Origin of the sequence: Sorangium sp. So ce726, from assembly GCF_051521405.1 — a bacterium.
Classification (GTDB): domain Bacteria; phylum Myxococcota_A; class Polyangia; order Polyangiales; family Polyangiaceae; genus Sorangium.
On the sequence record NZ_CP150349.1, the window covers coordinates 8,751,560 to 8,776,196 of the forward strand.

The 24,637-nt window shown below is 71.9% G+C and carries 19 protein-coding genes; 11 read left to right on the forward strand and 8 right to left on the reverse strand.

From position 1 onward, the window contains the following. Positions 1-91 precede the first annotated feature (91 nt). Both WME79_RS32370 and WME79_RS32375 read right to left on the reverse strand, forming a co-directional pair. Positions 92-535, reverse strand: coding sequence for a gamma-glutamylcyclotransferase family protein (locus WME79_RS32370; protein ID WP_437522725.1), 444 nt, complete (start codon positions 533-535; stop codon positions 92-94). A gap of 826 nt (positions 536-1,361) precedes the next feature. Next, positions 1,362-2,099: a DUF2378 family protein gene (locus WME79_RS32375; RefSeq protein WP_437522727.1), complete on the reverse strand. Its 738-nt coding sequence runs from the start codon at positions 2,097-2,099 to the stop codon at positions 1,362-1,364. 848 nt (positions 2,100-2,947) lie between these two features. On the opposite strand from WME79_RS32375, the gene WME79_RS32380 reads away from it, so the two are divergent. Next, positions 2,948-3,343 carry a VOC family protein gene (locus WME79_RS32380; protein ID WP_437522728.1) on the forward strand — a complete coding sequence of 132 codons (396 nt, stop codon included), beginning with the start codon at positions 2,948-2,950 and terminating at the stop codon, positions 3,341-3,343. A 211-nt stretch (positions 3,344-3,554) separates the two neighbouring features. Then, complete coding sequence (locus WME79_RS32385; RefSeq protein ID WP_437522730.1) at positions 3,555-4,292, forward strand: M15 family metallopeptidase; 738 nt, start codon at positions 3,555-3,557, stop codon at positions 4,290-4,292. Positions 4,293-4,308: 16 nt separating this feature from the next. Here the strand turns inward: WME79_RS32385 and WME79_RS32390 are convergent, their stop codons facing one another. Both WME79_RS32390 and WME79_RS32395 read right to left on the reverse strand, forming a co-directional pair. Continuing rightward, positions 4,309-4,797 carry an acyl-CoA thioesterase gene (locus tag WME79_RS32390; protein WP_437522732.1) on the reverse strand — a complete coding sequence of 163 codons (489 nt, stop codon included), beginning with the start codon at positions 4,795-4,797 and terminating at the stop codon, positions 4,309-4,311. A gap of 65 nt (positions 4,798-4,862) precedes the next feature. Then, on the reverse strand, positions 4,863-7,712 hold the full coding sequence (locus tag WME79_RS32395) for an ATP-binding protein (protein WP_437522733.1): 2,850 nt from the start codon (positions 7,710-7,712) through the stop codon (positions 4,863-4,865). 42 nt (positions 7,713-7,754) lie between these two features. Here WME79_RS32395 and WME79_RS32400 point away from each other — a divergent pair, with 42 nt between their 5' ends. Next, complete coding sequence (locus tag WME79_RS32400) at positions 7,755-8,906, forward strand: hypothetical protein (protein WP_437522734.1); 1,152 nt, start codon at positions 7,755-7,757, stop codon at positions 8,904-8,906. Positions 8,907-8,922: 16 nt separating this feature from the next. On the opposite strand, the gene WME79_RS32405 is transcribed toward WME79_RS32400, so the two are convergent. After that, positions 8,923-9,549 carry a hypothetical protein gene (locus tag WME79_RS32405; RefSeq protein WP_437522735.1) on the reverse strand — a complete coding sequence of 209 codons (627 nt, stop codon included), beginning with the start codon at positions 9,547-9,549 and terminating at the stop codon, positions 8,923-8,925. 150 nt (positions 9,550-9,699) lie between these two features. After that, positions 9,700-11,025, reverse strand: a complete 1,326-nt coding sequence (locus WME79_RS32410) for a penicillin-insensitive murein endopeptidase (RefSeq protein WP_437522737.1) — start codon at positions 11,023-11,025, stop codon at positions 9,700-9,702. Between the two features lie 339 nt (positions 11,026-11,364). On the opposite strand from WME79_RS32410, the gene WME79_RS32415 reads away from it, so the two are divergent. From WME79_RS32415 to glmM, 6 genes are all read left to right on the forward strand, one after another. Further along, the gene (locus WME79_RS32415; RefSeq protein ID WP_437522739.1) at positions 11,365-12,123 is read left to right on the forward strand and encodes a CoA transferase subunit A; all 759 of its coding nucleotides are present in this window, start codon (positions 11,365-11,367) and stop codon (positions 12,121-12,123) included. Between the two features lie 25 nt (positions 12,124-12,148). After that, positions 12,149-12,814, forward strand: a complete 666-nt coding sequence (locus tag WME79_RS32420; RefSeq protein WP_437522741.1) for a CoA transferase subunit B — start codon at positions 12,149-12,151, stop codon at positions 12,812-12,814. A gap of 10 nt (positions 12,815-12,824) precedes the next feature. Next, complete coding sequence (accD, locus tag WME79_RS32425) at positions 12,825-13,682, forward strand: acetyl-CoA carboxylase, carboxyltransferase subunit beta (RefSeq protein ID WP_437522742.1); 858 nt, start codon at positions 12,825-12,827, stop codon at positions 13,680-13,682. Continuing rightward, positions 13,679-15,001 carry a bifunctional folylpolyglutamate synthase/dihydrofolate synthase gene (locus WME79_RS32430; RefSeq protein ID WP_437522744.1) on the forward strand — a complete coding sequence of 441 codons (1,323 nt, stop codon included), beginning with the start codon at positions 13,679-13,681 and terminating at the stop codon, positions 14,999-15,001. The genes accD and WME79_RS32430 overlap by 4 nt, the downstream gene beginning before the upstream one ends. 19 nt (positions 15,002-15,020) lie before the next feature. Further along, positions 15,021-16,139, forward strand: a complete 1,119-nt coding sequence (locus WME79_RS32435) for an SDR family NAD(P)-dependent oxidoreductase (RefSeq protein WP_437522746.1) — start codon at positions 15,021-15,023, stop codon at positions 16,137-16,139. 227 nt (positions 16,140-16,366) lie between these two features. Beyond that, positions 16,367-17,809 (forward strand): phosphoglucosamine mutase, encoded by a 1,443-nt coding sequence (glmM, locus tag WME79_RS32440; protein WP_437522748.1) that lies wholly within the window; start codon positions 16,367-16,369, stop codon positions 17,807-17,809. A 208-nt stretch (positions 17,810-18,017) separates the two neighbouring features. Here the strand turns inward: glmM and WME79_RS32445 are convergent, their stop codons facing one another. Both WME79_RS32445 and WME79_RS32450 read right to left on the reverse strand, forming a co-directional pair. Beyond that, on the reverse strand, positions 18,018-19,025 hold the full coding sequence (locus WME79_RS32445; RefSeq protein ID WP_437522752.1) for an ABC transporter ATP-binding protein: 1,008 nt from the start codon (positions 19,023-19,025) through the stop codon (positions 18,018-18,020). Further along, entirely contained in the window at positions 19,022-20,449 is a 1,428-nt protein-coding gene (locus tag WME79_RS32450; protein ID WP_437522754.1) for a sigma-54-dependent transcriptional regulator, read from the reverse strand. The genes WME79_RS32445 and WME79_RS32450 overlap by 4 nt, the downstream gene beginning before the upstream one ends. Before the next feature lie 341 nt (positions 20,450-20,790). Between WME79_RS32450 and WME79_RS32455 the strand changes: the two genes are divergently transcribed. Then, entirely contained in the window at positions 20,791-23,748 is a 2,958-nt protein-coding gene (locus tag WME79_RS32455) for a carboxypeptidase regulatory-like domain-containing protein (protein ID WP_437522755.1), read from the forward strand. An 86-nt stretch (positions 23,749-23,834) separates the two neighbouring features. Beyond that, a complete protein-coding gene (locus tag WME79_RS32460; protein WP_437522757.1) occupies positions 23,835-24,596 on the forward strand; it encodes a hypothetical protein in 762 nt (253 codons plus the stop codon). The last annotated feature ends 41 nt before the right edge of the window (positions 24,597-24,637 follow it).

Consider the following 24,637-nt stretch of genomic DNA (forward strand, 5'->3'; position numbering starts at 1 on the left):
AGGGAAGGCTTGTGTGCCTGCGCAGCGACGACTCGCACGGCGCGGCCCGCGCTGAGCGCCATGGGAGGGTAGAGAGGAGCGCGCAGACTGGTCAACGGGGGGGGTCGAAGCGGCGCTTCGCCCAGCTCACGAGCGGGCTGTTGTCCCTGGTCCGCACGGCGCCGGGCGCGCCGCGGCGTTTCCGCCAGTCGCCCTCGCGGACGCGTCGGCAGCCAGCGGCCTGCTCCATGGAGAGGAGGTAGGCCTGGGCTTCGCGGCCGTCGGCGAGGCGGATGGCTGCTCTCCGGTGCAAGACCGGGTGTCCGCGGTGCACGTCGAGCGCGGCCAGCGCAGCCGGAGCGATGGCATAAAGCTCGCCGGTCACGGCGATGAGCCCTCCCTGAACGAGGGCGCCACTGGTGCCGAGGTCGACGAGCGCGTACTGCGGTGTCGTGGTCGCCCCACCGAGCGGGCGAGCCGTCGCGAGCCATTCGTGTTGGTCCTCGCCCTTCATGAGGTTGTCGTAGACAAAGAGGACGATCTCGTGGGTAGTCATTGGCGTGGTCCTCGGGACGGGCTCTTCGGCCCGGCTCAGACGCTCGCAAAGGGAGGGCGCGAGCGCAAGGCTGGTCGCAGCGACGCTGGCGAGGCCGTGGGCGAGCTGTAGCTCCAGAGGAATGTTGCACCTGCGTACCTGTGGCGAGCTGCGGTTCCTGCGAGGGACTCGCCAATTCCAGGGCCCATCCACCGGTTCCCACGGCGCCTCATGCTCGCTTGACGCTCGCGTTCGATAGGAATTCGAGCGCAGTCGTGCGCAGCCGCCCGATGCTCTCCTGCCCGGCGCGAATGCGGCTTTCATCCAACCGAGCATTCACCTTCTGGGGAGGCGACATCGATCCCTCAACAGCATCGATTCAAGATCAACTCGTGCTGAACGAGGATATCTATGGTCGCCAGGTTCGATCAGGCGGCCACAAGCCGACTCAAATCGTCGCAATTCTATATGTCTTGAATTGCCCGCCGTGAGCCTGCATCGGCCTTACCGCAAGCCCGCTCGGAAGACGCGCATTGACGTCGGCGCTCCCTCGCCCCGCCACCGGAGCCCCCTACCCCCATAGCGCCGGCGGGAGGGTCCACGCGGCGGGGGCGGGTGGGCGCGGCGAGCACCGACCGAGGTGCCATAAGGCCGCAGGGGGCTCTACGTCTCAGGCGCGCCTTGTGTGGCGCGCAACATAACGTCCCAGCAGGCATGGCCCGAATGGAGACATGCCGGGTGGTGTCCTCAGCGCAAGCGCCTCGGTCCCCGTCTTGGCGGATGGCCGAGCGCCCACCCGCCCCCGCCGCGTGGACCCTCCCGCCGGCGCGGGCGACCAGCTTGCGGCCTACCAGCTAACGAGGAACTGAAGCGTCTCCGGCCCTCGCACCTCAACCGAGATGGTCGGCTTGGCCCCGTACCCCATGACGAGCGCCTCGAAGTTCCCCAGCGGGTACTCCAGCGTACCGCGGTGGCAGCTGATGTCGATCTGCACCTCCGACGGCCCCAGCTGCCGCGCCCTGGCCAACGGCCCCTTCACAAGCGCGCCGAGGCTGCCCGTGTAGCGCATCAGCGCGGCGCCCGGGTCGGTCGCCAGGTGCATCGTGATCCGGCCGAGCGCGCTTTCCCTGAACGCCCCGACCTGCTGCCGCGCAAGGCGACGGTAGCCCTCCCGCGAGCTCCGGTTCGGGTGCGAGAGCCGCGCGGCCGCGTCGTACAGGCGCAGGAAGTCGCGCGTCGGATAGTCCGAGAACGGCAGGTAGAGCCCACCCCTCGGCGGGCTCGACAACGTCGACACCACCTGCGCGAAACGCTCCCCGAGCGTCGCCGCCAGCGCGTTGAAGAACATCCCCTTCATCGCGTAGGACTCGGGGACCCCCGCCACCACGGCGTCGATGTCGATGTTGCCGAGGAGCGGATCGGAAGGACGCACCTCGAACGAAGCTCCGTTCGGCCCGACAAGCAGCCCCTCTGTGGACGGTGCGCTCGGCGGCGCGACGCTTCGGGGCACGGCGCGCATGACACCGCTCTTGGGGATGGGCGTCTCGTTCGCTTGCCGGCGCTGGTCGCTGCGGACCTCTTTCATATGGAGCTCGCCGCAAAAAAAAGACTCAACACAAAGGCCGCTTGCGGCAACCACCGCAGCGAAGGGCACACGACCCACCTAGCAACGGCCATGCCGCCCGCTCAATGAACGAGTCACCGCGTGAACACGGGGTTCATGCCAGATTTCCCTTGCATGGATGAAACGCTGGTTCAGCGGTGCAACCGCGCGGTGATGACCGGGACGGTGTTCATCTCCGCTCAGGCCGGCCCACGCGTCTGCGGTGGCCCACACCCGCCAGCGTCCCGAGCCGAAGGAACACCGCGTCAACGCGCCGTGAGGCCCGCGTCAATATGCCTCGAGACTCGCCTCGATGTGCCTTGAAGTTCGCATGATTACGCCCCACAACTCGCCTCGACGTGCAGTGAGGCGTCGCCTTGACGCACCGGGAGTGCCGAGCTCGCGTAGCTCCTCTCGCGCCGCGGAAGCTCCTTGGCCCTGAAGAACCGTCGAGCGGCGACGGTTTCACGCGAGCGCCGGCGAGCATCGCGTGCGCCTGCCCACGATGAATTTGGTGGGCGACGACGTGGACCTGCGCGCTCCCCCACGCGCTCGACCTGGACGTGGTGCGCGTGCAGAAGCCGCACTTCGGCCGCGCAGAAGCCGCACTTCGCCGCGCAGAAGCCGCACTTCGGCGTCGAGCGTGGGGAGCCTCTGGTTCGACCAGACGTCGTGCTCTGCCATGGATCGACGCGTGGTGAGGGGGTTATGCGCGAGAGTTTCGCGCCTCGCTCGCGCCCGTCCATCGAGCGAGGCTGCTGACCGGACGCTGTCAGCAGCGCCGCCATAAGATGCCGGCGCTTGGGGCAGGACCCCCGAAGGAGGACCTCATGAACACAGGACTGGGTGGCGTGATCGTCTATGTGCCCGACGCGGTGGAAGCCGCGGCGTTCTACGAGCGCGCGTTCGGCTTCGAGCGCAGCTTCGTCTCCAGCGGCAAAGAATACTGCGAGCTGAAGGGCAGGGTGCCGCTCGGGTTCGTACAGGAGGACTTCGCCCAGAAGGGCCTCCCGGAGCTCGCGAAGAACCGGCCAGGGGAGCGCCCCGCCGGGCTCGAGATCATCGTCACCAGCGAGGACGTCGACGCGGCGTTCGCGCGCGCCGTAAAGGCCGGCGCAGCACCCGTATCGGAACCTCACGACAAGCCGTGGGGCCAGCGCGTCTCCTACGTGCGCGACCTGAACGGCGTCCTCGTGGAGATCTGCTCGCCATGGACCTCTCCATGAGCTCGCCGCAGCTCACTTCATGAGCTCGCCGCAGCTCACCCCATGAGCTCGCCGCAGCTCACCTCATGAGCTCACACCGACCGCGCGACCGCGAGCGATGCAGCGCGCCGTCCGCCGCAAGAATGCGCTCGTCCCCCTGACGGTGGTTCTCCTGACAGGCTTTTACGGCAAGTCCTTGCCGCGCCTGACACGGCCTGCTTAACCTCCGGCCGTGAACGCGAACGGACGGACACGGGTGCACCTGCTCGTGGCAGCAGCGATCGCCCTGCTCGCGGCCGGCCCCTCGGGGCTCGGCGGCGGGCCCGTCGCGGAGGCCAAGGAGCCGGCCCGGGCAAAGAAGGCGAAGAGCTACGAGTGCCGCGTGCAGAGCCCGCAGAAGTTCCTGAAGCGGCGCACCTTCGTCCAGAAGGGGATGCTCAACCCGAAGAAGCACGCCAAGGCGGTCCGCTACCTCGCCGAGCACTACGGCCACGTCGAGACCGAGGAGACGCGGCGACACAACTCCGAGAGCGCCCACTCCCAGGCGACGACCGTGCAGTTCATGGGCCTCCCGGTCTCCGTCCACGAGAAGATCGCGCCCGCGCTCCACTGCGTCGAGAAGCGGATCCGCTCGACGTGCACCCGCAAATCCCGCCGCTACACGCCGCGCGCGGTCGGCGGGTTCCGCACGGCGAACAGCTACCGCGGCGCCGAGATCTCGAACCACCTCTTCGGCATCGCCATCGACATCGATCCCGACCGGAACCCGTGCTGCGGCTGCGTCGACCCGTGGCCCACGAGCCCGCTGTGCCAGGAGAAGAAGCGAACTGCCTACGAGCGCACGGCCCTGTCCCGCTGCTGGATCAAGGCGTTCGAGCGCTACGGCTTCGACTGGCTCGGCCACGACGACCTCGAGGACACGATGCACTTCGAGTTCCTCGGGGATCCCGACCGGATCAAGAAGAAGTAGCGCGCGGCGATGACGATCACGCGCCGCGGCCGCCCCCGCGCCGCGAGAGCCGCCGGGCGCGCCGCTCCGCCGCGGCCTCGGCGAGGCGGCGATCGTCGTCCGTCTCGAGGACGATCGGCGGCACCGAGGTCGGCCTGAGCGACGCGTCGACGGCCACGAACGTCACGAAGGCCGTGACCATGGGCCAGATGGCGCCCGTCATCGCGTCCTCACCCTCGACCGACACCAGGATCTCGAGCGACGTGCGGAAGGTCGCCGTCACCCGCGCGGCCAGGCGGACGACCTGACCGACCTTGATCCCATGATCGAACGACAGGTCGTCGATGCCTGCGGTGACGACCGCGCTGCCGGTGTGCCGCTGCGCGCAGATGGCAGCGCACAGGTCGATCCACGCGAGCACCTGCCCGCCGAAGATCGAGCCGAGCGCGTTCGCGTGCGTCGGCAGGACGTACTCGGTCATCCTCGTGACCGACTCGGAGACGCGCTTCTCGTGCAGGGCCTTCACCCGGCATGCGTATCACGGGCGCCCCCCCGCGCCAGAGCACGCCGGCCCGCCCGGGTCGCCCGGCCTCAGCTGGAGGTCGAGGCCCTACCCGGGCTCGGGAACGACGGCTCTTCGGGGGTGGGCGAGCGGCCAGGGCTCGCGCTGACCGACGACTTCGTGGGGACCGACTGGCCCGGCGGGCCCGTCGGGAGCGTGGGCTCGTCCTCCAGGCGCACCGACGTGACCTTCAGCCGCGCGAAGATCGCCTCGGCCTTCTCGTTCATCGCCACCGCCTCGCGCCGCGCCGCCATGTTCGCCACGAAGCTGCGATCGGTCGTCAGGAACCGCGCGTAGGCCTGGAACGTGCGCGCGAGCTCGAGCTCGTTCCCCGTCTCCTCGAAGATGCTCACCGAGCGCGCGAAATAGGCGCGCGCGCTCTTCGTGTGCGCGCTGCCCCAGCCGCCCGCCGCCGTGATCTCGCCGAGCGTCCGGAGCGCGATGCCGAGGTGCACCTTGCTCCGGACCGAGGCGAACAGGTCCACCGCCCGGCTGATCGAGTCGCGCGCCTTCTCCAGATCGCCCCGGAGCATGTAGGCCTTCCCGAGGGCGCGCCGCGCCTCGGCCAGGCCGAGCCGGTCGCCGAGCCCATCGCAGAGCTCCTCGGCCTGCTGCAGCACGCGCACCGCCTCGTCGGGATCTCCGCTCCGGTAGAGCGTCCCGCCGATGTTCGTCAGGATCAGCGCCGTCCGGTTGCGATCGCCGACCTGCCGCGCCACCTCCAGCGCCTCCTCGAAGAGCTCGAGCGCGTGGCGGTGATCGCGCTGATCCTGCGCGATCATGCCGAGGTTGTTCAGGCTCATCACCACGCCGAGCAGGTCCGAGATCTCGCGCCGGATCGCGAGCGACCGCTCGAACGTGTTGAGCGCCTGCTTGAACTCGCCCGAGTCCTGCAGGGCGAGGCCGAGGTTGTTCAGCGACAGCGCGATCGAGCGGCGATCCCCCATCCGCTCGCGGCGGGCGAGCGCGTCGCGCAGCCACTTCAGCGCCTCCTGGTACTCGCCCCGGAGCCAGTGCAGCTTGCCGATGTCGTCGATCGTCGAGGCGATCCCCCGCTCGTCCCGCGCGCCCTCGAAGAGGCGGAGCGCGGTCGTGAGGTGCTTGCCGGCCTCGTCGAGCGAGCCGCTGTCGCGGTAGAGCCGCCCGATGCGGTTGTGCGCGGCGCCGCCCTTGCGCCGGTTGTCGAGCCGGTAGGCGAGCGTCAGCATCTCGCGGAACGCGGCGAGCGCGTCGTCGATGCGCCCGGCGAGCTGGAGGACGTCGCCGTAGTCGTGGAGCGCGTCGATGCGCCGCGCGACGTGCGCGTCGCCGAGCAGCGAGAGCCCGCGCGCGTAGTACTCCGCCGCCTTCGCGTTCGAGTAGCGCCCGCGCGCGACGTCCCCGGCGTCGAGCAGCGAGAGCCCCGCCCGCACCGCGTCGCCGATGCGCTCGCGGTGCGTCGCGAGCTCGGCGAGGAACTCCTCGCTCGCGCGCACCGCCACCTGCTGCTCCAGCCACTCGGCGATCGCGTGGTGGTACCGCCGCTGGGCCGCGGCGCTCATCCGCTTCTGGAGCGCCTCGCGCTCCTTGGCGTGCACGAACACGTACTCGTCCGAGCCCGCGAAGCTCGACTCGCTCTGCTTGCGCAGGTAGCCGCGGTCGCACAGCGAGCGCAGCGCGGCGTTGATCCGGTCGAGATCCTTGTCGCTCTGCTCCTCCCCCCACAGCTCGGGGGCCTGGCTGCCGGCCCTGCCGAGGACGAACAGGGCGCCGCTCCAGAACACCGGGCCGATCGTCGCGGCCTGCTCGAGCAGCTGCCGGCCCTCGTGATCGAGCGCGGCGAGGCGGACGTTCACGGCGTCCTCGACCGTCATCGGCAGGCGCGCCGTCGACAGCTTCCCGAGGTGCACGCGCCAGCGCGGCCCGCCCGCGGAGTCGGGCGAGAGCTCCTCGATCACGCCCTGTTCATGGCAGATGCGGACCATCTGCTCGAGCAGCGCCGGGTTGCCGTTCGCGAAGGAGCAGGCCGCCTCGACGAGCTCCGACGGAACGCCCGGCTGGGACTGCGACTCAGCGCCGCGAGCATCGACCACGTCGATGATGACGACGTCGTCGCTCCCGCGCGGCGCGCAGGGCGCGAGCAGCGCCCTCGCCATCTCCGCCGCGGCGGCCTCGCTGAGCGGCGTGAGCTCCAGGAGCGCGTGGCGCCGGTCGCCGACCTTGCCCCAGTCGTCCTGGCGCGTGAGCAGCTCCGGGCGGGCGGCGCAGACGATCAGGACCGGGCCCGTGAGGTACTCGATGAGGTAGCGCAGGAGCGCGAGGGAGTCGTCGTGGGCCGCGTGGAGGTCCTCGAAGATGAGGCACAGGGGGCCGTGGACGGCGTCCGCCTCGAGGAACGCCTTCAGGACGGCGCGGCGGATGAGGTCGGCCTGCGCGGGATCGTCCTGCACCGCGCGGGTGAGCGGGCTGTCGCCGAACGCGAGCCCGATGAACTGGCCGAGGAAGTAGATGACGTCGCCGACCTTGCGGTCGCCCATCACGTGCGCGACCTGCGAGCGGACCTCGGCGCGGGCCGCGTCCTTGTCCATGCCGTCGGTGAGGCCGAAGCGGGCGCGCAGGAGCCGCGTGAAGACGCCGTACGCGGACACCATGTCGCCGGCGCTGCCCGAGGTGACGCGCAGCGCGGCGGGGCCCTGGCCCTGGCGCCGCCGCTCGAGGAACTCGCGCACGAGCCTGCTCTTGCCGATGCCCGGCGGGCCGACGAGCGTCACGGTCCGCGTGGAGCGCTCCCGCTCCACCGCGTCGAGCGCGCGGGCCAGGGCCGACAGCTCCGCCTCGCGCCCGATCAGCGGCGCGAGGGCGGGCGGCGCCGCGCCAATTGCACTGTCCTCTCGGCTCATCTCCTGGCCTCCACGTCCCCGGGTGCCGCAGCGCCGGACACGATGTCCGGAGCCTATACCAGGTTCGGCTTCGGTGGCGTGTGCGGTAAGCTGCCGGGCGTGGACGGCGAGGGCACGGGGACGTCGGGGAGCACGGCGCGCAGCGCCGCGGAGATCCGCGGGCGCATCACGGCTTGCTTCAGCCTGGCCGAGCTGCGCCGCTTCGCGGAGGAGCTCGGTGTGCCGGACATCCCCTGGGAGCGGGGGATCCAGGGAGCGGCGTACGAGCTCGTCCGGCGCTTCGAGCAGCGGCGCGAGCTCGGGCCGCTCGTCGAGCGCCTCCGCGCGACGAGGCCGCTCGTGGAGTGGCCCGACACGCCGACGGTGCCGTCCGCCGCGTCGAGCGAACCGGCGCACACCGACATCCCCCGGCCGGCGCCGCTGCCCAACCTCTCGCCGATGGTGGCCCCATCACCTCCCCTGGAGGTCGCGACGCTGGCGCCGCCTGCGATCGCGCCTACCCCCCGGACACCAAACGTCACCGGGCCGCAGCCAGCAAAGGCGCGACCGCCCGGCGCCGCGGGGCCGGCGCGCGCCCCGCGCCGCATCGATTCGCGGGTCGCGCTCTCCGCCCTGGGGCTCGTGGCGATCAGCCTTGTCGTGGCCTTCCTTATCGGAAGGGCGTCGAGCGCGCCGGGTGACGACGCGGTGCGCGGGCTCACCACCTCCGCGAGCGCCGCGTCCGCGAGCGCCGCGCAGAAGGGCGCCCCACCGCCAGCGGCGCGGCTGGACGGGGTCGCGTCGCGCGCGGCCGCCGCGATCGACCACAGGATCGAGAGCCTGGCGCGGGCGTGCGAGATCCAGCCCGGCTCGGCGGAGGACGTGATGCGCCGCGCCTTCGAGCGCTGCGGGCCGTCGCCCACCTCGGCGGGGTACCGGACCACCCCGGCGCAGCGGAGCGATCCGCCTGCCGCGCAGGCGCCGGGCGCGCCGCCGGCGTCTCCAGGCGCGGGGCCCCGTGCGGCGGCCGCGGGTGGCCTTGCGCCCGCTGGCGGCAATACCGGGTGCGTGGGGGCGTGCGAGCGGCGACACCAGGCGTGCAGGGCGACGCAGTGCGGTAAAGAGCCCACCCAGAGCACGCAGTACCAGCGTTACCAGGGCTGCCTGTCGGATTGCCTGGAGCAGGCGTCCAAGTGCCGCCTCGGCTGCCTCTGAGCCTCATGGCGACGCGTCAGAGCGACGGACGGCTGCGGCGCATCACGTTGACCGTGACGGTCGGCACGTGCTCGGGGCAGCCGGTGCGACCGGACTGGCTCGGGTCGAAGTCGATGCGAAAGCAGGTCTTGCAGACGCAGAGATAGGCGTCGTGGAACTCGCGGAAGTTGAGGATGTCCGCGGCGAAGAGGCTGAGGACGATGTCGCTGAGCAGGTCTTCCTCGCGCGGGCACGGCTCCCACGGCCCGGGGCCTCCGGCGCGGCGCACGCGCCCGCTGTCGATGGCCGCGGCGAGGAAGCGATCGTCCGCGGCGGGCGGCATGAAGGCGCGAAGCGAGGCGAGCACCCGGAGCCGCGCCGCGTCGACGAGCTGCTCGATCTCGGACGCATCCGGGGCCGCCGGGACCTGAGGGCCGAGCGCCACCTGCTTGGAGAAGCCCTCGGTCACGTAGGCCGGTCGCTGCATCCTCCCGGCTGCCACGACGTGCTTCTCGAACCAGATCGCGAGCGCCGCCGCGCTCCGGGGAGGCCTGCCGACGAACGTGAGCGCCGCGAGCAGCGCGCGGCGATCGTGATCGCTGGCGACGAGCGATGCCGCGGACGGCAGCGTGGGAATCGAGGTGTGGGAGTCCTCTTGCGGCATGAACACCCCCTTGCTCCGTCCAAGTCTGCCCGAGGACTTCTCTCGGGGTCCAGGCGCGATGGCGCCCCGGTCAGAGATTGCGGAACTTCCTGCAATGCGTCGCGTTACCGGCTCTTTGCCGCTTTTGTGGTGAACGGCACGCGGCGGATCTCAGTCCGTGATCTTGAGCACCCCGCTGTCGTCGAGCGCGCCGCTCGCGGCGGCGCCGTCCGAGTCTGCCTCGATCTCCACCTCGGGCGCTGCAGGACGCAGGAACGACAGATCGAGACCGCCCATCGGCTGCTGCGCCGCCGCGCGCGCGGCAGCGAGCGGCAGCGCCTCGGCGTCAGCGGCGGCGTGCGGGGCGGTGCGGCGCGCTTCCCGTTCAGGTCGCTTGTCGTCGCGGCGCGAGGGCTGCGCCGGGTCGCGCCGGCCGGCGCCGGCCTCGCGGGGCCGCTCCGGCGCGGGCGCCGCGGCGGCCTTCGGGGGGCGCGCGGCCTCCGCGCGCGCGGACGGTGACGGTGTCCGGAGCGCCCTGTCCGTCTTCCTCGCCATGCGCGCTCGCGCGCGGGAAGGGGCGTTCTTCGCGAGCTCGATGCAGCTGCCGCGCATGGCCGCGGGGCACGAGATGCGCACGTGCATGTGGTCGTCGTGCGCCTCGGCGCCCGTGGGCTGCATCATCGCGAGCTGCGCGCGGACGAGCAGCGCGCGGGAGACGCCGATCCGCTTGGCGTGGGCGATCAGCGCGGACCGGAGCGGATCGGCGATGAAGATGTGGCTCACGCGGGCGCGGGGATCGGTGAGCAGGTGCTGGACGAGCAGCCAGTTGCGCGGCAGGTCGAAGCGCGCCCCGGGCACGTTGGTCGAGACGAGCCGGGCGTCGAACCGGAGGAAGATCGGCGCGTGGACCTGCTTGCCGCGCGCGTCGAGCGCGTAGAAGCCGAGGTCGACGTCGCGGCCGCTCTCGTGGGAGTTGTGGCGGTGGACCTCGCCGCCGCGCTGGCGCGACAGGTCGCCGACGTCGAGCACGGCGCCCGGGAAGCGCTTGGCCACGCCGCGCGCCGCGCGCTCGATCATGCCGACGAGCGCCGGCAGCCCCCAGCGGACGTCGGCGCCGGCGTAGGCGGGCACGACGCGGATGTCCTTGCGGGAGGTGTCGAGCCGCACGCCGCCCTCGAGGCGCCCTTCGTTGGGATGGCCGACCGACGAGGCGGGCGCCTTGGGCGCGGCCTTCTCCCTGGCCGGCTCGGACGATCGCGGGCCCGCGTCGCCGGCGCGGGGGCGGTGGCCCTTGCTGTCGTCCTTCGCGAGCCGCGCGCGCGGCGCGCGCTTCGTCGCCCCGCGCGCCCTGGCGGCAGCGGCGCCGTCCCGCGGCTTTGATTCCGCGGTGGGGCGCGCATGCGAGCGCGCCGGCGCATCCGGCGCAGCGGCGGCCACCCGGGAGCCGGACAGGGAGAGCGCCAGGATCGTGAACAGCACGGAGAGCGGTCGAGGCACACCGGTGCGTTACGGGGTTTCGGTGGGCCGGGCCAAGAAGCCGGCGCCGCCTGGCCGCGCCCTCCGAGGGCCGCTCCTGAGACCTGCGCTGAGCGTGCGCCGAATGTGCGCTGAACGAGCGCTGGCGGACGCGACGAGCGCCTCATGCACCCCGGACACACGCGAGGTTCCCGCCACCCGCCTGAAGCGCGGCCGAGAAGCGCGGATCACCTCGTGACGCCGCGCCGCGGCCGGCGCCGCCCGGCCCCTGTGCCGCGCCGCGGCGCCGGCGCCACGGCATGTCGCGGCGGCAGCGGAGGCTTTTGCCTCGCGGCCAGTTGGGCTACCTCTCGGTCGGCCATGGACAAGGTCTACAAGAGCGCGCTGGATGCCGTGAGGGACATCCCTGGCGGCGCCACGATCCTCTCGGGTGGCTTCGGCCTCTGCGGCATCCCGGAGAACTGCATCGCGGCGCTCCGGGAGCTCGGCACGAAGGATCTCGTGGTCGTGTCCAACAACTGCGGAGTCGACGCCTTCGGCCTCGGGATCCTCCTTCAGAACCGGCAGATCCGGAAGATGATCTCGTCGTACGTCGGCGAGAACAAGGAGTTCGAGCGCCAGTACCTGAGCGGCGAGCTCGAGGTCGAGCTCACGCCGCAGGGCACGCTCGCCGAGCGCATCCGCGCCGGAGGCGCCGGGATCCCTGCGTTCTTCACGCCGACCGGGGCGGGCACGGCCATCAGCGAGGGCGGCCTGCCGGTGCTCTATGGCCCGGGCGGCGCGGTGGAGAAGTACTCCGAGAAGAAGGAAGTGCGGCAGTTCGACGGCCGCGACTACGTGCTCGAGCCCGCCATCCGCGGCGACTACGCGCTCGTGAAGGCCTGGAAGGGCGACCGGTTCGGTAACCTCGTCTACCGCCACACCGCCATGAACTTCAACCCGATGATGGCGATGGCCGCGAAGGTGACGATCGCCGAGGTGGAGGAGCTCGTCGACGTCGGCTCGCTCGACCCGGACCACATCCACACGCCCGGGATCTTCGTGCACCGGATCTTCCAGGGCGAGCGCTTCGAGAAGCGGATCGAGCGGCGAACGGTGCGCAAGGCGTCGGCCGCCTAGGCGCGGCGCGGGGACAGGGGACACGATGGGACTCACGCGGGAACAGATCGCGCAGCGCGCCGCGCTGGAGCTCAAGGACGGCTACTACGTCAACCTCGGCATCGGGATGCCGACGCTCGTCGCCAACTACATCCCCGCCGGGGTCGAGGTGGTGCTCCAGAGCGAGAACGGGCTGCTCGGCATCGGACCCTACCCGGCCGAGGGCTCGGAGGACCCGGATCTCATCAACGCCGGCAAGGAGACCGTGACGATGCTCGCCGGCTCCGCGATCTTCTCGAGCGCCGAGTCGTTCGCGCAGATCCGGGGCGGCCACATCGATCTCGCGATCCTCGGGGCCATGGAGGTCTCCGAGAAGGGCGATCTCGCCAACTGGATGATCCCCGGCAAGATGGTGAAGGGGATGGGCGGGGCGATGGATCTCGTGGTGAGCGCGAAGCGCGTCGTCGTGATCATGGATCACGCGGCGAAGAACGGCGCGCCGAAGATCCTGAACGAGTGCTCGCTGCCCCTCACCGGGCGGGGCGTCGTCCACCGGATCATCACCGATCTCGCCGTGCTCGATGTGACGCCCGAGGGGCTCGTGCTGCGCGAGCTCGCGCCCGGCGTGAGCGCCCGAGAGGTGCAGGAGAAGACACAACCAACGCTCCGGGTCCCCTCCGACGTGAACGAGATGGACCTGCGGAGCGCCTGAGGGCTCGCCGATGACCTGGCCTGAAAAGACCCTGCCGACGACCGACGCGAGCGAGAAGCGCTCGCTGGGAGCGGGCGTGTTCCGTCGCTGCGACGGCTGCTCGCACACGCACGACGCCGCCGAGCTCGCGCGCACCTTCGAGGTGTGCTCGCAGTGCGGCCACCACCACAAGCTCGACGCCGACGGGTGGCGGAGGCTCCTGCTCGACGACGGCGAGCTCGCCCCGTGGGACGAGCACCTCGTCCCGAACGACCCGCTCCGGTTCAGCGACGGCAAGAGCTACCGGGACCGCGTCGCGGCGCTCCACAAGAAGGGCCGCGCGAAGGAGGCGATCGAGATCGGCCGCGGCAGGCTGGGCGGCCGCGACATCGCCTACGGCGCGTTCGTCTTCGCCTTCATGGGCGGGAGCATGGGCTCGGTCGTCGGCGAGAAGATCACCCGCCTGTTCGAGCGCGCGACGCGCGAGGAGCTCCCGGTGGTGCTCCTCCAGGCGTCGGGCGGCGCGCGGATGCAGGAGGGCATCCTCTCGCTGATGCAGATGGCGAAGAGCGTGGCGGCGCTCGAGCGGTACCGCAAGGCGCGGCTGCCGTTCCTGTCGGTGCTGCTCCACCCGACGACGGGCGGCGTCGCGGCGAGCTTCGCCTTCCTGGGCGACGCGAACATCGCCGAGCCCAAGGCGCTCATCGGCTTCGCCGGCCCGCGGGTCATCGAGAACACGATCCGGCAGACGCTGCCGGCGGGCTTCCAGCGATCCGAGTTCCTGCTCGACCACGGGATGGTCGACGCCATCGTCCCGCGCCCCGAGATGAAGGCGTACATCGGGACGCTGCTCCAGCACCTCACGGCCAACCGCCGGGCGCGGCGATGACCTCGGCGGCGCCGCGGCTGCCCGCGCTGCTCGAGGCGCTCGGGCAGCGGGCGCCGCGGGGGATGGAGCTCGGGCTCGGCCGGGTCCGCGAGGCGCTCTCCGCGCTCGGCGATCCCCACGAAGGCCTCCCGGCGGTGCACGTCGCCGGCACGAACGGCAAGGGCAGCGTGTGCGCGATGGTCGAGTCGATCGCGCGCGAGGCCGGGCTCCGGACCGGCCTCTACACGTCGCCGCACCTGTCTCGCTTCGCCGAGCGCATCCGCGTCGGGGGAGAGATGATCGGCGACGCGGCGCTCGAGCGCGCGCTCGCCGCCGCGCTCGAGCGTGTCCCCTCGCCGCTCACGTTCTTCGAGGCGCTGACGGTGGCCGCGTTCGTGGCCTTCCGCGAGGCGGACGTCGACCTCGCGATCCTCGAGGTGGGCCTCGGCGGGCGGCTCGACGCGACGAACGTGATCTCGGCGCCGCTCTGCACGGCGATCACGTCGATCGCGCTGGACCACCAGGCCGTGCTCGGCCCGACGGTGACAGACATCGCCCGGGAGAAGGCGGGCATCCTCAAGCCGGGCGCGCCCGCGGTGCTCGGCCCCCTCGATCCGGAGGCCGACGCCGCGATCGAGGCGGCAGCGCAGGCGATCGGCGCCGGGCCTCGCCTCCGCGTCGCGCGGGCGGAGCGCGGCGGGAGCGCGGGCGAGATCGCGGTGGGGCGCGGCGGTCGCGGGGCGCGCGCGGCGCGCGTCGCCGGGCCGGGGCGCCGCGAGCTCGAGGTGGAGCTCGGCCTCCGCGGCGCGCACCAGGCCGAGAACGCGGGCGTGGCGTGCGGCATCGCGTGGCAGCTCGCCGGGCGGTGGCCCGAGGTCGAGCGGGCGCTCGCGGGTGGGCTCGCCGCGGCCCGCTGGCCCGGTCGCCTGGAGCGGATCGACGCGGGCGGCGCCCGTGTCCTGCTCGACTGTGCGCACAACCCGCACGGCGCGCAGGCGCTCGCGGCGTGGCTCGATGAGGAGGGTCCGGGGGCAGCGCTCACCACGCTCGTGTTCGGGGCGATGGCCGACAAGGGGTGGGGCGAAATGCTACAGATGCTCGCGCCACGAGCGCACCGTCGGCTCTATGTGACGCCGAAGGGCCGCGCGGCCGCCCCGCTCGATGCGCTGCGCGAGGTCGCGCCAGGCGAGGCGATCGGCGATCCGCGCGCCGCTGTGGCGCGCGCGATCGAGGCCGCCGCGCCGGGCGAGCTCGTCGTCGTGGCCGGCTCGATCTACCTGGTCGGCGAGGTGCGGTCGGCGCTGCTCGGCATCGCGGCGGATCCGGTCGTCACGCTCTGAAGCGGGCGCGAGCAGCGCGATGTGCAGGCGCGTCGCTGCCCGCCGGCGCGCGGCGCGTGGCACGGGCGATGCCGTCCTCCGCGGCATGGCGTTCAGGAAGCGGCGTTCTCCGGTGCTCTTCTCTGCGGCGGCTTTCGTGGCGGCCGCGCTCGCGCGGACGGCGTTCCGCGCCCTGCGGCAGCTCGATCTGCGCGGCCGGGTCGTGGTCATCACGGGCGGCTCTCGCGGCCTGGGGCTGCTGCTGGCCGAGGAGTTCGGCCGGCACGGCGCCCGGGTGGCGATCGCCGGCCGCGACGCGGAGGCGCTCTACCGGGCGGAGCAGCGGCTGCAGGCGCTCGGCGTCGAGGTGCACGCGGCGGCGTGCGATCTCGGCGACCGCGCCGCGGCCGAGGCGTTCATCGACGGCGTGGCGAGGGCGTTCGGCCGGATCGACGTGCTCGTCAACAACGCCGGGGTGATCCAGGTCGCCCCGATGCAGGACCTCCGGGTGGAGGAGCTCGACGAGGCGATGCGCTCGAACTTCTGGAGCGCGGTCTACACGACGCTGCGCGCGCTGCCGCACCTGAGGCGGCATGGGCGCGCGGCGCGCATCGTGAACGTGGTGTCCATCGGCGGGCGCGTCGCCGTGCCGCACCTGCTCGGGTACAACGCGTCGAAGTTCGCGATGATGGGCTTCTCGGAGAGCGTGCAGGCGGAGCTCACGCACGGCGGCGCGAGGGGCCCGCGCGTCACGACGGTGATCCCGGGGCCCATGCGCACGGGGTCGATCTACAACGCCGCGTTCGGCGGCAGCCCGCAGCACGAGTTCGGCTGGTTCGGCCTCGCCTCGTCCCTCCCGATCGCGACGATCGACGCGCGGCGCGCGGCGCGGCGGGTGGTGGCGGCGGCGCGCGAGGGGCGCGCTGAGGTGAAGCTCGGGCTGTCGTCGCACCTGCTGAGCTGGGCGCACGGCATCGCGCCCCAGGCGACGGTGAGGCTGATGGGCCTCATCAACGCGCTCCTGCCGGCGCCCGGCGGCGGCGAGGGCACGACGAAGGGCCGAGACCTGCGCACGCCGGCGCAGGGGTCGGTCTTGCTGCGCCTGAGCAACGAGGCAGCTCGGCGCAACAACGAGGCGCCGCCGGCAGCGGCGCGATAGCGATGGCGACCGCGCTGTAACCACGGTGCGGTAGCGACCGCGCTGTAAACACTGCGCGATCGCTGCCGCGCTGCAAAACGGCGCAGACGCGGCACGATAGCGGCCACGCCACAAAAGCGGCGAGATGGATCCCGCGTCACCGTCGCCGCGGCGGCGATTGGCCGTAGGCCGTCTTGGCAAAGGTTGCTAAGGGTGGTCTCCTCAGCCCCACACCACAGAGAGGGACCGTGCCGAAGCACACCAAGAAGGATCCTAGGGAGGGCGCTCCGTCGGCGACGGGCGAACCGCAGAAGCAGGCCGCAGGCCGCAAGCTCTTCGGCACCGACGGGGTGCGCGGCGTGGCGAACCAGCCGCCGATGACACCCGAGATGGCGCTGCGGCTCGGGCGCGCGATCGCGTTCGTCGCGAGCCACGGGAAGTCGCGGCAGGTGCGGGTGGTGATCGGGAAGGACACGCGCCTGTCCGGCTACATGCTCGAGACCGCGATCGCGTCCGGCGTGTGCGCCATGGGCGGGCGCGTGATGCTGAGCGGGCCGATCCCCACGCCGGCGGTCGCGCAGCTCACGCAGAGCATGCGGGCCGACGCAGGGGTCGTGATCAGCGCAAGCCACAACCCGTATCAGGACAACGGCATCAAGATCTTCGGGCCCGACGGCTACAAGCTGCCCGACACCGCGGAGGAGGAGATCGAGCGGCTCATGGAGAGCCACGAGCTCGACGAGGCGCGCGTGGTCGGCGCGGCGATCGGCAGCGCGGTGAAGCTTGACGACGCGCGCGGGCGGTACGTCGTGTTCTGTAAGAACACGTTCCCCGCGGCGCTCTCGCTCGACGGCGTGAAGGTCGTCGTCGACGCGGCGCACGGGGCGGCGTACCGCGTGGCGCCCTCGGTGTTCACCGAGCTCGGCGCGAACGTGACCTCGCTCGGCGTGAAGCCGAACGGTCGCAACATCAACCGCGAGACGGGGGCCCTGCACCCGGAGCACGTGAAGGCCGAGGTGCTCAAGCGCGGCGCGGCCATCGGCATCGCGCTCGACGGCGACGCGGACCGGGTGATCATGGTCGACGAGCGCGGCGAGGTCGTGGACGGCGACGCGATCATGGCGCTCTGCGCGCTCCGGATGCTGCGCACCGGCAAGCTGCCGCGGAACACGATCGTGACGACGGTGATGTCGAACCTCGGGCTCGAGCGGGCGCTCAAGGCCCAGAGCGGGCACGTCGTCCGCACGGCGGTCGGGGATCGCTACGTGGTCGAGGCGATGCGGAACGGCGGCTACTCGTTCGGCGGCGAGCAGTCGGGGCACCTCATCTTCCTGGACCACGCGACGACGGGCGACGGCATCGTGGCGGCGCTGCAGGTGCTCGCCATCATGATGGAAGAGGACAAGCCGCTGAGCGAGCTCGCCTCGAAGGCGATGCAGCGGGTGCCTCAGGTCCTGGAGAACGCGACGTTCGCGACGCGGCTGCCGCTCGACAGCATGCAGCGGACGCGGGTCACCGTGGATCGCATCGAGAAGACGCTGGGCGACAAGGGGCGCATCCTCGTGCGCTGGAGCGGGACGGAGCCGAAGCTCCGCGTCATGGTCGAGGGCGAGGACGCATCGACCATCGGCGCATACGCGCTCGAGATCATCGAGGCTGCCAAGCAGGACGTCGCTGGGGCATCGGCGTAGCTCGGGCTGCCCGGCCCCCGGAGAGGGTGTCCTCTGCGCGGGGTGGGGGCCCCGCCGAACTCGGCGCGCCCATGGATCATCCGGCGATGCCGGATGATCCATGGGCGCGCCTCAAACATCGGCCCATCCCCCACCCCGCGCAGAGGACACCCTCTCCGGGGGCCTACCGCTGTCCGGGGGCGTACCGCTAGGGACGCCTGGGCGCTGGCTACAGCGCGCGGCGCATGAAGAGGTCCTCTAGCGTCTCGCGGCGCGGCGCGACCTCGACGACCTGCGCGCCCGCGGCGAGCGACGCCCGCAGCGCGTCGCGCACGCGCGCCTCGCCCTCCACGTCGACCACCACGACGTCGCCACGGCGCGTGGTCGCGAAGCCCTTCGCGCCGAGATCGGCCAGGAGGGCGTCGCTCGCGCCCGCCAGCGTGACCTCGGTGCGCAGCACGTCGCCCCGCAGCAGCTGGCGGATCGCGCCGCTCACCACGACCTGGCCCTCGCGCAGGATCGCCACGCGATCGCACATCGCCTCGACGTCGCTCAGGATGTGCGTCGAGAAGAAGATCGTCCGGCCCTGATCGCGCTCCGCGAAGATGAGATCGCGCACCTCCTTGCGGCCCACCGGATCGAGGCCGCTCATCGGCTCATCCAGGATCAGCATCTCCGGATCGGCGACCAGCGCGGCCGCCAGCCCCGTGCGCTGCAGCATCCCCTTCGACAGCCGGCGCACCTGCCGATCCGCCGCGTACGCGATCTTCACCTGATCGAGCACCTCCATCGCCCGCTTGCGCAGCGCCGCGCCGCGCATCCCGGAGAGGCGGCCGCAGAGCTCCACGAACTCGCGCGGGGTGAGGTAGGGGTAGACGTACGGGTTCTCCGGCAGAAAGCCGATCTTCCGGCGCGCCTCGGGCGACGGCACGCGCGCGCCGAACAGGTACGCCTCGCCGCCGGTCGGGGCGATGAGGCCCGTCAACATCTTGATCGTCGTCGTCTTGCCGGCCCCGTTCGGCCCGAGGAAGCCGAAGATCTCGCCGCGCCGCACGCCGAAGCTCACCCCCTTGACCGCCTCGACCGCCTTCCGGCGCAAGAACCCCACCCGGAACGTCTTCAGGAGGCCGCGGACGTCGATCAGCAGCTCGCCCTCCGGCGCCCCTTCCTCGGCGGAGCTGGCCGGCGCGGCACCCAGGTCGCGCGGCTCGACGATGCGCTCGGCTGCGTTGCTCATACGCCCTCCTCCCCCTCGGGGCCCTCGCCCGGCGCGCCGTCTCCCGGCCGCGCCCGGCCGCGCGCGTTGGCCGCGCTGTACTCGTGCAGCTTGTACTGGATCTTGCGCGGACTGATCCCGAGGATCGTCGCCGCCTTCGAGGTCGAGCCCTTGCACGCCTCGAGCGTGCGCAGGATGGCGTAGCGCTCCAGGTCGTAGATGGTGCTCCCGGGGACGCGCGGCATCGCGTCGACGGACTCGGCCGGCTCGGACGACATCTGCGCCGGCAGGTGCCGGAGCTCGATGCGCGCGCCGTCGCAGAGCACCGCCGCCCGCTCGATCGCGTTCTCCAGCTCGCGCACGTTGCCGGGGAACGAGTACGACGTCAGCGCCGACAGCGCCTCGTCGGTGAAGCCCTCGATCCGCTTGCCGTTCTCCTGCGCATAGCGGCCGAGGAAGAACGTCGCGAGCTCGGGGATATCGCTCCGGCGCTCGCGGAGCGGCGGGATCTCCAGGGTGACCACGTTGAGGCGGTAGTAGAGGTCCTCGCGGAACAGCCCCTCGGCGATGCGCTGGCGCAGATCGCGGTTCGACGCGGCGAGGATCCGCACGTCGATCTTGAGCGTCTCGTTGCCGCCCACCCGCTCGAACGTCCGCTCCTGCAGGAAGCGCAGGAGCTTCACCTGCGTGGCGAGCGGGATCTCGCTCACCTCGTCCAGGAACAGGGTGCCGCCGCTCGCCTGCTCGAAGCGGCCCTCGCGGCGTCCGATGGCGCCGGTGAACGCGCCGCGCTCGTGGCCGAACAGCTCGCTCTCAAGGAGCGACTCGCTCAGCGCGGCGCAGTTCAGCCGGACGAGCGGCGCCTTCGCCCGCGGGCTGGCGCGGTGGATCATCTCGGCGATGAGCTCCTTGCCCGTGCCCGTCTCGCCCACGATCAGCACGCTCGCGCGGCTCGGCGCCACCTGCTCGACCAGCCGGAGGACCTTCGCCATGCTCGGGTGGCTCGCGATCACGTGCCCGAACGCGTTGCGCTCGCGCAGCCGCTCGCGCAGCCGCGAGTTCTCCTGGAGCAGCCGCGCCCGCTCCACCGCGCGCTCGACCACGACCGCGAGCACCGAGAAATCGAGCGGCTTCGTGAGGTAGTTGTACGCGCCCTTCTTCACCGCCTCGACCGCGCTCGAGATGGTGCCGAACGCCGTCATCACGACGAAGGTCGCGTCCGGCAGCGCGAGCTGCGCCTTCTCCATCATCCGGATGCCGTCGAGCCCAGGCATCTTCAGATCGGTCAGCACCACGTCGGGCGCGAACTCCTCGAGCTTGCCGAGCGCCTTGAAGCCGTCGGCCGCGGTCTCGGTCGTGTACCCCTCCTCGCGGAGGATCTCGGAGAGCGCCGCGCGCGCGTTGGCCTCGTCGTCGACGATCAGGATGCGCCCCCGGGATGCCATGGTGATGGCTTTCCTAGCATGCGCGTCCGCGGAATTGGACGGCTGCTCGGCCCCGGCCGAGCGGCAGTGGGACCACGGGCGCTCTGGTCGAGCACGTTTGCGACCTAGGCGCCGGCGCGGCGGCGCGGCGCCGTGCCCCGCGCAGAGAAGGCCGGAAGGCTCGGCATCACCGCGCGGTGATGCCGTACTTATCGAGCCGTGCGGCGCGCCTGTCGCGGAGCTGCTGCCAGCGAAAACCGCTGTTTCACGCGCCGCTCGGAGTGATACAACGGGCCGCGCGCGAGGTCTCCACCGTCCCGATTGGCGGGCGTTTCCTTGTTCGACCTCGCGGATGAGGCTCGATGCATACGCTTCGGAAGGTGTTTGCCGACAGGCTCCGGCGCGCTGCGCTCACGGCGCTGCCGCTCGTCGGCTCGCTCACGCTCGCGGGCGCTGCCGAGGCGCAGCAGCCGCAGCCGCCCTTCGGACCGCAGCCGCTTCCGGGCCAGCCCGCGCAGCCGCCCTTCGGACCGCAGCCGCTTCCGGGCCAGCCCGCGCAGCCGCCCGGCGCTTTCGGGCCCGAGCAACCTCCCGCGCAACCCGGTCCCTTCGGGCCGCAGCCCGGTCAGCCCGGCCCCTTCGGGCCGCAGCCCACCCAGCCCGGTCCTTTCGGGCCGCAGCCCGCCCAGCCCGGCCCCTTCGGACCGCAGCCCGCCCAGCCCGGTCCTTTCGGGCCGCAGCCGGGCTTTCCGGGCGACGCTCCGCCGCAGTTCGGGCCGCAGCCGGGCCAACCGCCGCCGCCGGACGCGAGCTTCTCTTTCGGCGCGCAGGCGTCGGTCGGTGAGCAGGGCGTCCAGACCAGCGCGACGGCGCCAACATCCACCGCGTGGGACGAGGAGGAGCGTGCGCTCTCCCTCACCGCACAGCCGAACCTGTGGGGCTCGACCGGCCTCCTCAGGACGTCGTATGCGGGCTCGGGCGCGCCGGGCACCTTCCGGGTGTCGTTCCTGCTCGACTGGTTCTCCACGAGCGGCTTCCTCTGCGATCCGGCGGAGTCGACGCTCGCTGGTCACCCGATCACGTGCGGTCCTGACGCGAAGGAGGACTCGGCGAGCCACGTGGGAGCGTTCTTCGCGCTGAACGCGACCCCCCTGCCCTTCCTCGAGGGGTACGCGTCGATCCGCACGTTCGCGAACGCGAACGACCAGGGTCGTCCGCGGCTGCTGCAGGTGCTCGGCGACACGACGTTCGGCGTGAAGGCGTTCACCCCCACGAAGATCGGCAAGCCGTTCTCCTTCGGCGGCGAGGCGCAGCTGCTCCTGCTGAACGGGACCGGCAACGTCGGCCTCGCCGGCGGCGGCACGAGCGCGGTCTTCCGCGGGCTCGCGTCGCTCGATCTGCGCAAGCCGCAGGGCAAGGGGTTCCCGCTGCGGGTGAACGTGAACCTCGGCTACAAGCTCGACAACTCCGGCGTCCTCGTGGAGGAGGTCGAAAAGGCGCGCGCGAAGGCGTTCACCGACGATCGCGAGCGGCAGCCGATCTCGCGGATCGAGCGGTTCGGGCTCGGCATCAACCGCGTCGACTTCTTCCAGACCCACCTCGGCGTCGAGGTGCCGCTGCCGAAGGTGCAGCCTTACCTCGAGTACACCCTCGACATCCCGGTGAACCGGCAGGGTTACGAGTGCCACACGAAGACCGTGTCGCGCGGCGACGTCTGCCTCGGGCTCGATGACTTCGCGGCTCCTGACCCGCAGAGCCAGGGCGGACCGGGTTATGCCGCGGCGCCGTCGCGGCTGTCGCTCGGCGTGCGGGTGACGCCGTTCGAGAAGGCGTTCCGCGGGCTCTCCGGACACGCGGCGTTCGATCTCGGCCTGTCGGCGACCTCCGTGTTCATCGAGGAGGTCGCGCCGCAGGCGCCGTGGACGCTCTATCTCGGCATCGGCTATGCGTACGATACGAAGCAGAAGGAGCCGCCGCCGGCCCCTGCGCCGCAGATCATCAAGGAGCCGCCGCAGCTCGTGCCGGCGCCGCAGACCTTCGCGCGCGGCTTCGTGCACGAGCAGAACAAGCCCGACGCGGCCGTGGCAGACGCCATCGTGACGATCGAGGGCGCGGCTCAGCCGCCGTACGCGACGGGGCCGGACGGCCGCTTCCTCACACGGCACCTCGAGCCGGGGACGTACACCTTCAACATCCGGGCGAACGGGTACAAGCCTGGCACCTGCCAGGCGACGATCCTCCCTGGCGGGGCAGCGCCGGCGCAACCCGGGATGTTTGGCCCGCAGCCTGGACCTTTCGGTCCGCAGCCCGGGCAGCCTGGCGCCTTCGGTCCGCAGCCCGGACAGCCTGGCGCCTTCGGTCCGCAGCCCGGGCAACCTGGGCCTTTCGGTCCGCAGCCCGGGCAGCCTGGGCCTTTCGGTCCGCAGCCCGGACAGCCCGGCGCCTTCGGTCCGCAGCCCGGGCCCTTCGGTCCGCAGCCCGGGCAGCCCGGCGCCTTCGGTCCGCAGCCCGGACAGCCCGGCGCCTTCGGTCCGCAGCCTGGACAGCCTGGGCCGTTCGGCCCGCAGCCCGGTCAGCCGGCTCCCTTCGGTCCGCAGCCGGGAGGGCCCGGCGCTGCGCCGAGCCCGGCACAGCCGCAGGGGCCAACGTTCGTGGACGTCGACTGCTCCCTCGAGGCGCTGCCCAAGACGGGCAACATCGTCGGGACGGTGAAGGACGCGGAGAGCGGAGACGCCGTCGCTGGCGCGACGATCCGGCTTGTCGACGCTGCTGGCCGCGAGCAGACGGCGACGGCCGATGGAAGCGGCGCCTTCCGTTTCCCCGACCTGCCGGCCGGCGCGGTGACGCTCAAGGTCGAGGCGCAGGGCTACATGAACCACGTCAACGAGGCCGACGTCCGGACGAGCGAGGACACGCGCGCCGCCCTCACGGTGAACAAGCGGCCGAAGATCTCGCTCGTGAAGGTGCTGGGCAACGAGATCAAGATCTCGCGGCAGATCCACTTCGAGACCGACTCTGCGAAAATCCTCGGCGACTCGAACGCGCTGATGGAGGAGATCGCGGACGTGCTCCAGCGCAATCCCAACATCCGCAAGGTCGAGATCCAGGGGCACACCGACAACACGGGCGGGCGTGAGCACAACCAGACGCTCAGCGAGGCCCGGGCGAACGCGGTGCGCGCCTGGCTGATCCGGGCCGGCGTGGACGGCTCGCGGCTGCTCGCGAAGGGTTATGGACAGGACCGCCCCGTCGCGCCGAACGTGACGCCCGCGAACAAGGCCAAGAACAGGCGCGTTCAGTTCATCATCGTGGAGAAGTGAGCCAGGTCCGCCGCCGGGCGGGCGCCGCATCCGACCGTGCCTCGGCATCGCTTGTCGGCGCCGGGGTGCTGCGATAGGGCACGCGCATGATCAAGCAGGTCGTCGCGACCGCGCTGGCGGTGGTGGCGGGTTGCGCGGCGCCCACCCCGGCGCCCGATGCCCGGCCAGCCGAGAGCGCCCGGCCCTCCTCGGTCGTCGCCGCGCCCACGGCGGCGGCAGCGACGGCAGGCGCCAGCGCGGCTGAGGTGGCGTCAGCGCCGCGCCCCGAGGACGCAGGTGCGCCGGAGCCGCCGCAGGACGGGGGCGGTCGCGCGGCCGCCGAGGCGCCCGCGGCCGACGCGTCGCCCGGCCCAGGAGCGGAGGCCAGCGCCGGAGCCGACCCCAGCGCCGCGACCTCCGCCCGCGCGGACAACAAGATCCTGCCGGCGCTCGAGAGCGAGGAGCTCACGGCGCGCGCCAGGGCGTTGTTCGACGCCATCGTGAAGAAGGAGCCGGCGCTGGCCGAGCCCTTCTGGTTCCCCAAGGAGCCGTTCATCCCCCTCAAGGACGTGAAGGACCCCGGCAAGTACTGGGACAACCTCCACGCCGCTTACGTGAACGACGTGAAGTCGATGCATCGGAAGCGCAAGAGCTGGGAGGGGGCGCGGTTCGTCAGCTTCGTGGTGGGCTCCAAGCCGAAGTGGGTGCCTCCGGGGGACGAGGTCAACAAGATCGGCTATTACCGCTCCTTTCACGGCAAGCTGAAGTACGAGATCGACGGGAAGCCGGCGAGCCTGGACGTCCACACGATCATCTCGTGGCAGGGCCGCTGGTACATCACGCACCTCGGCGACTTCAAGAAGCACTAGGCGTCCGCGCCCCTTCTTGTGTTGTGGACGCTGCGCGGGCG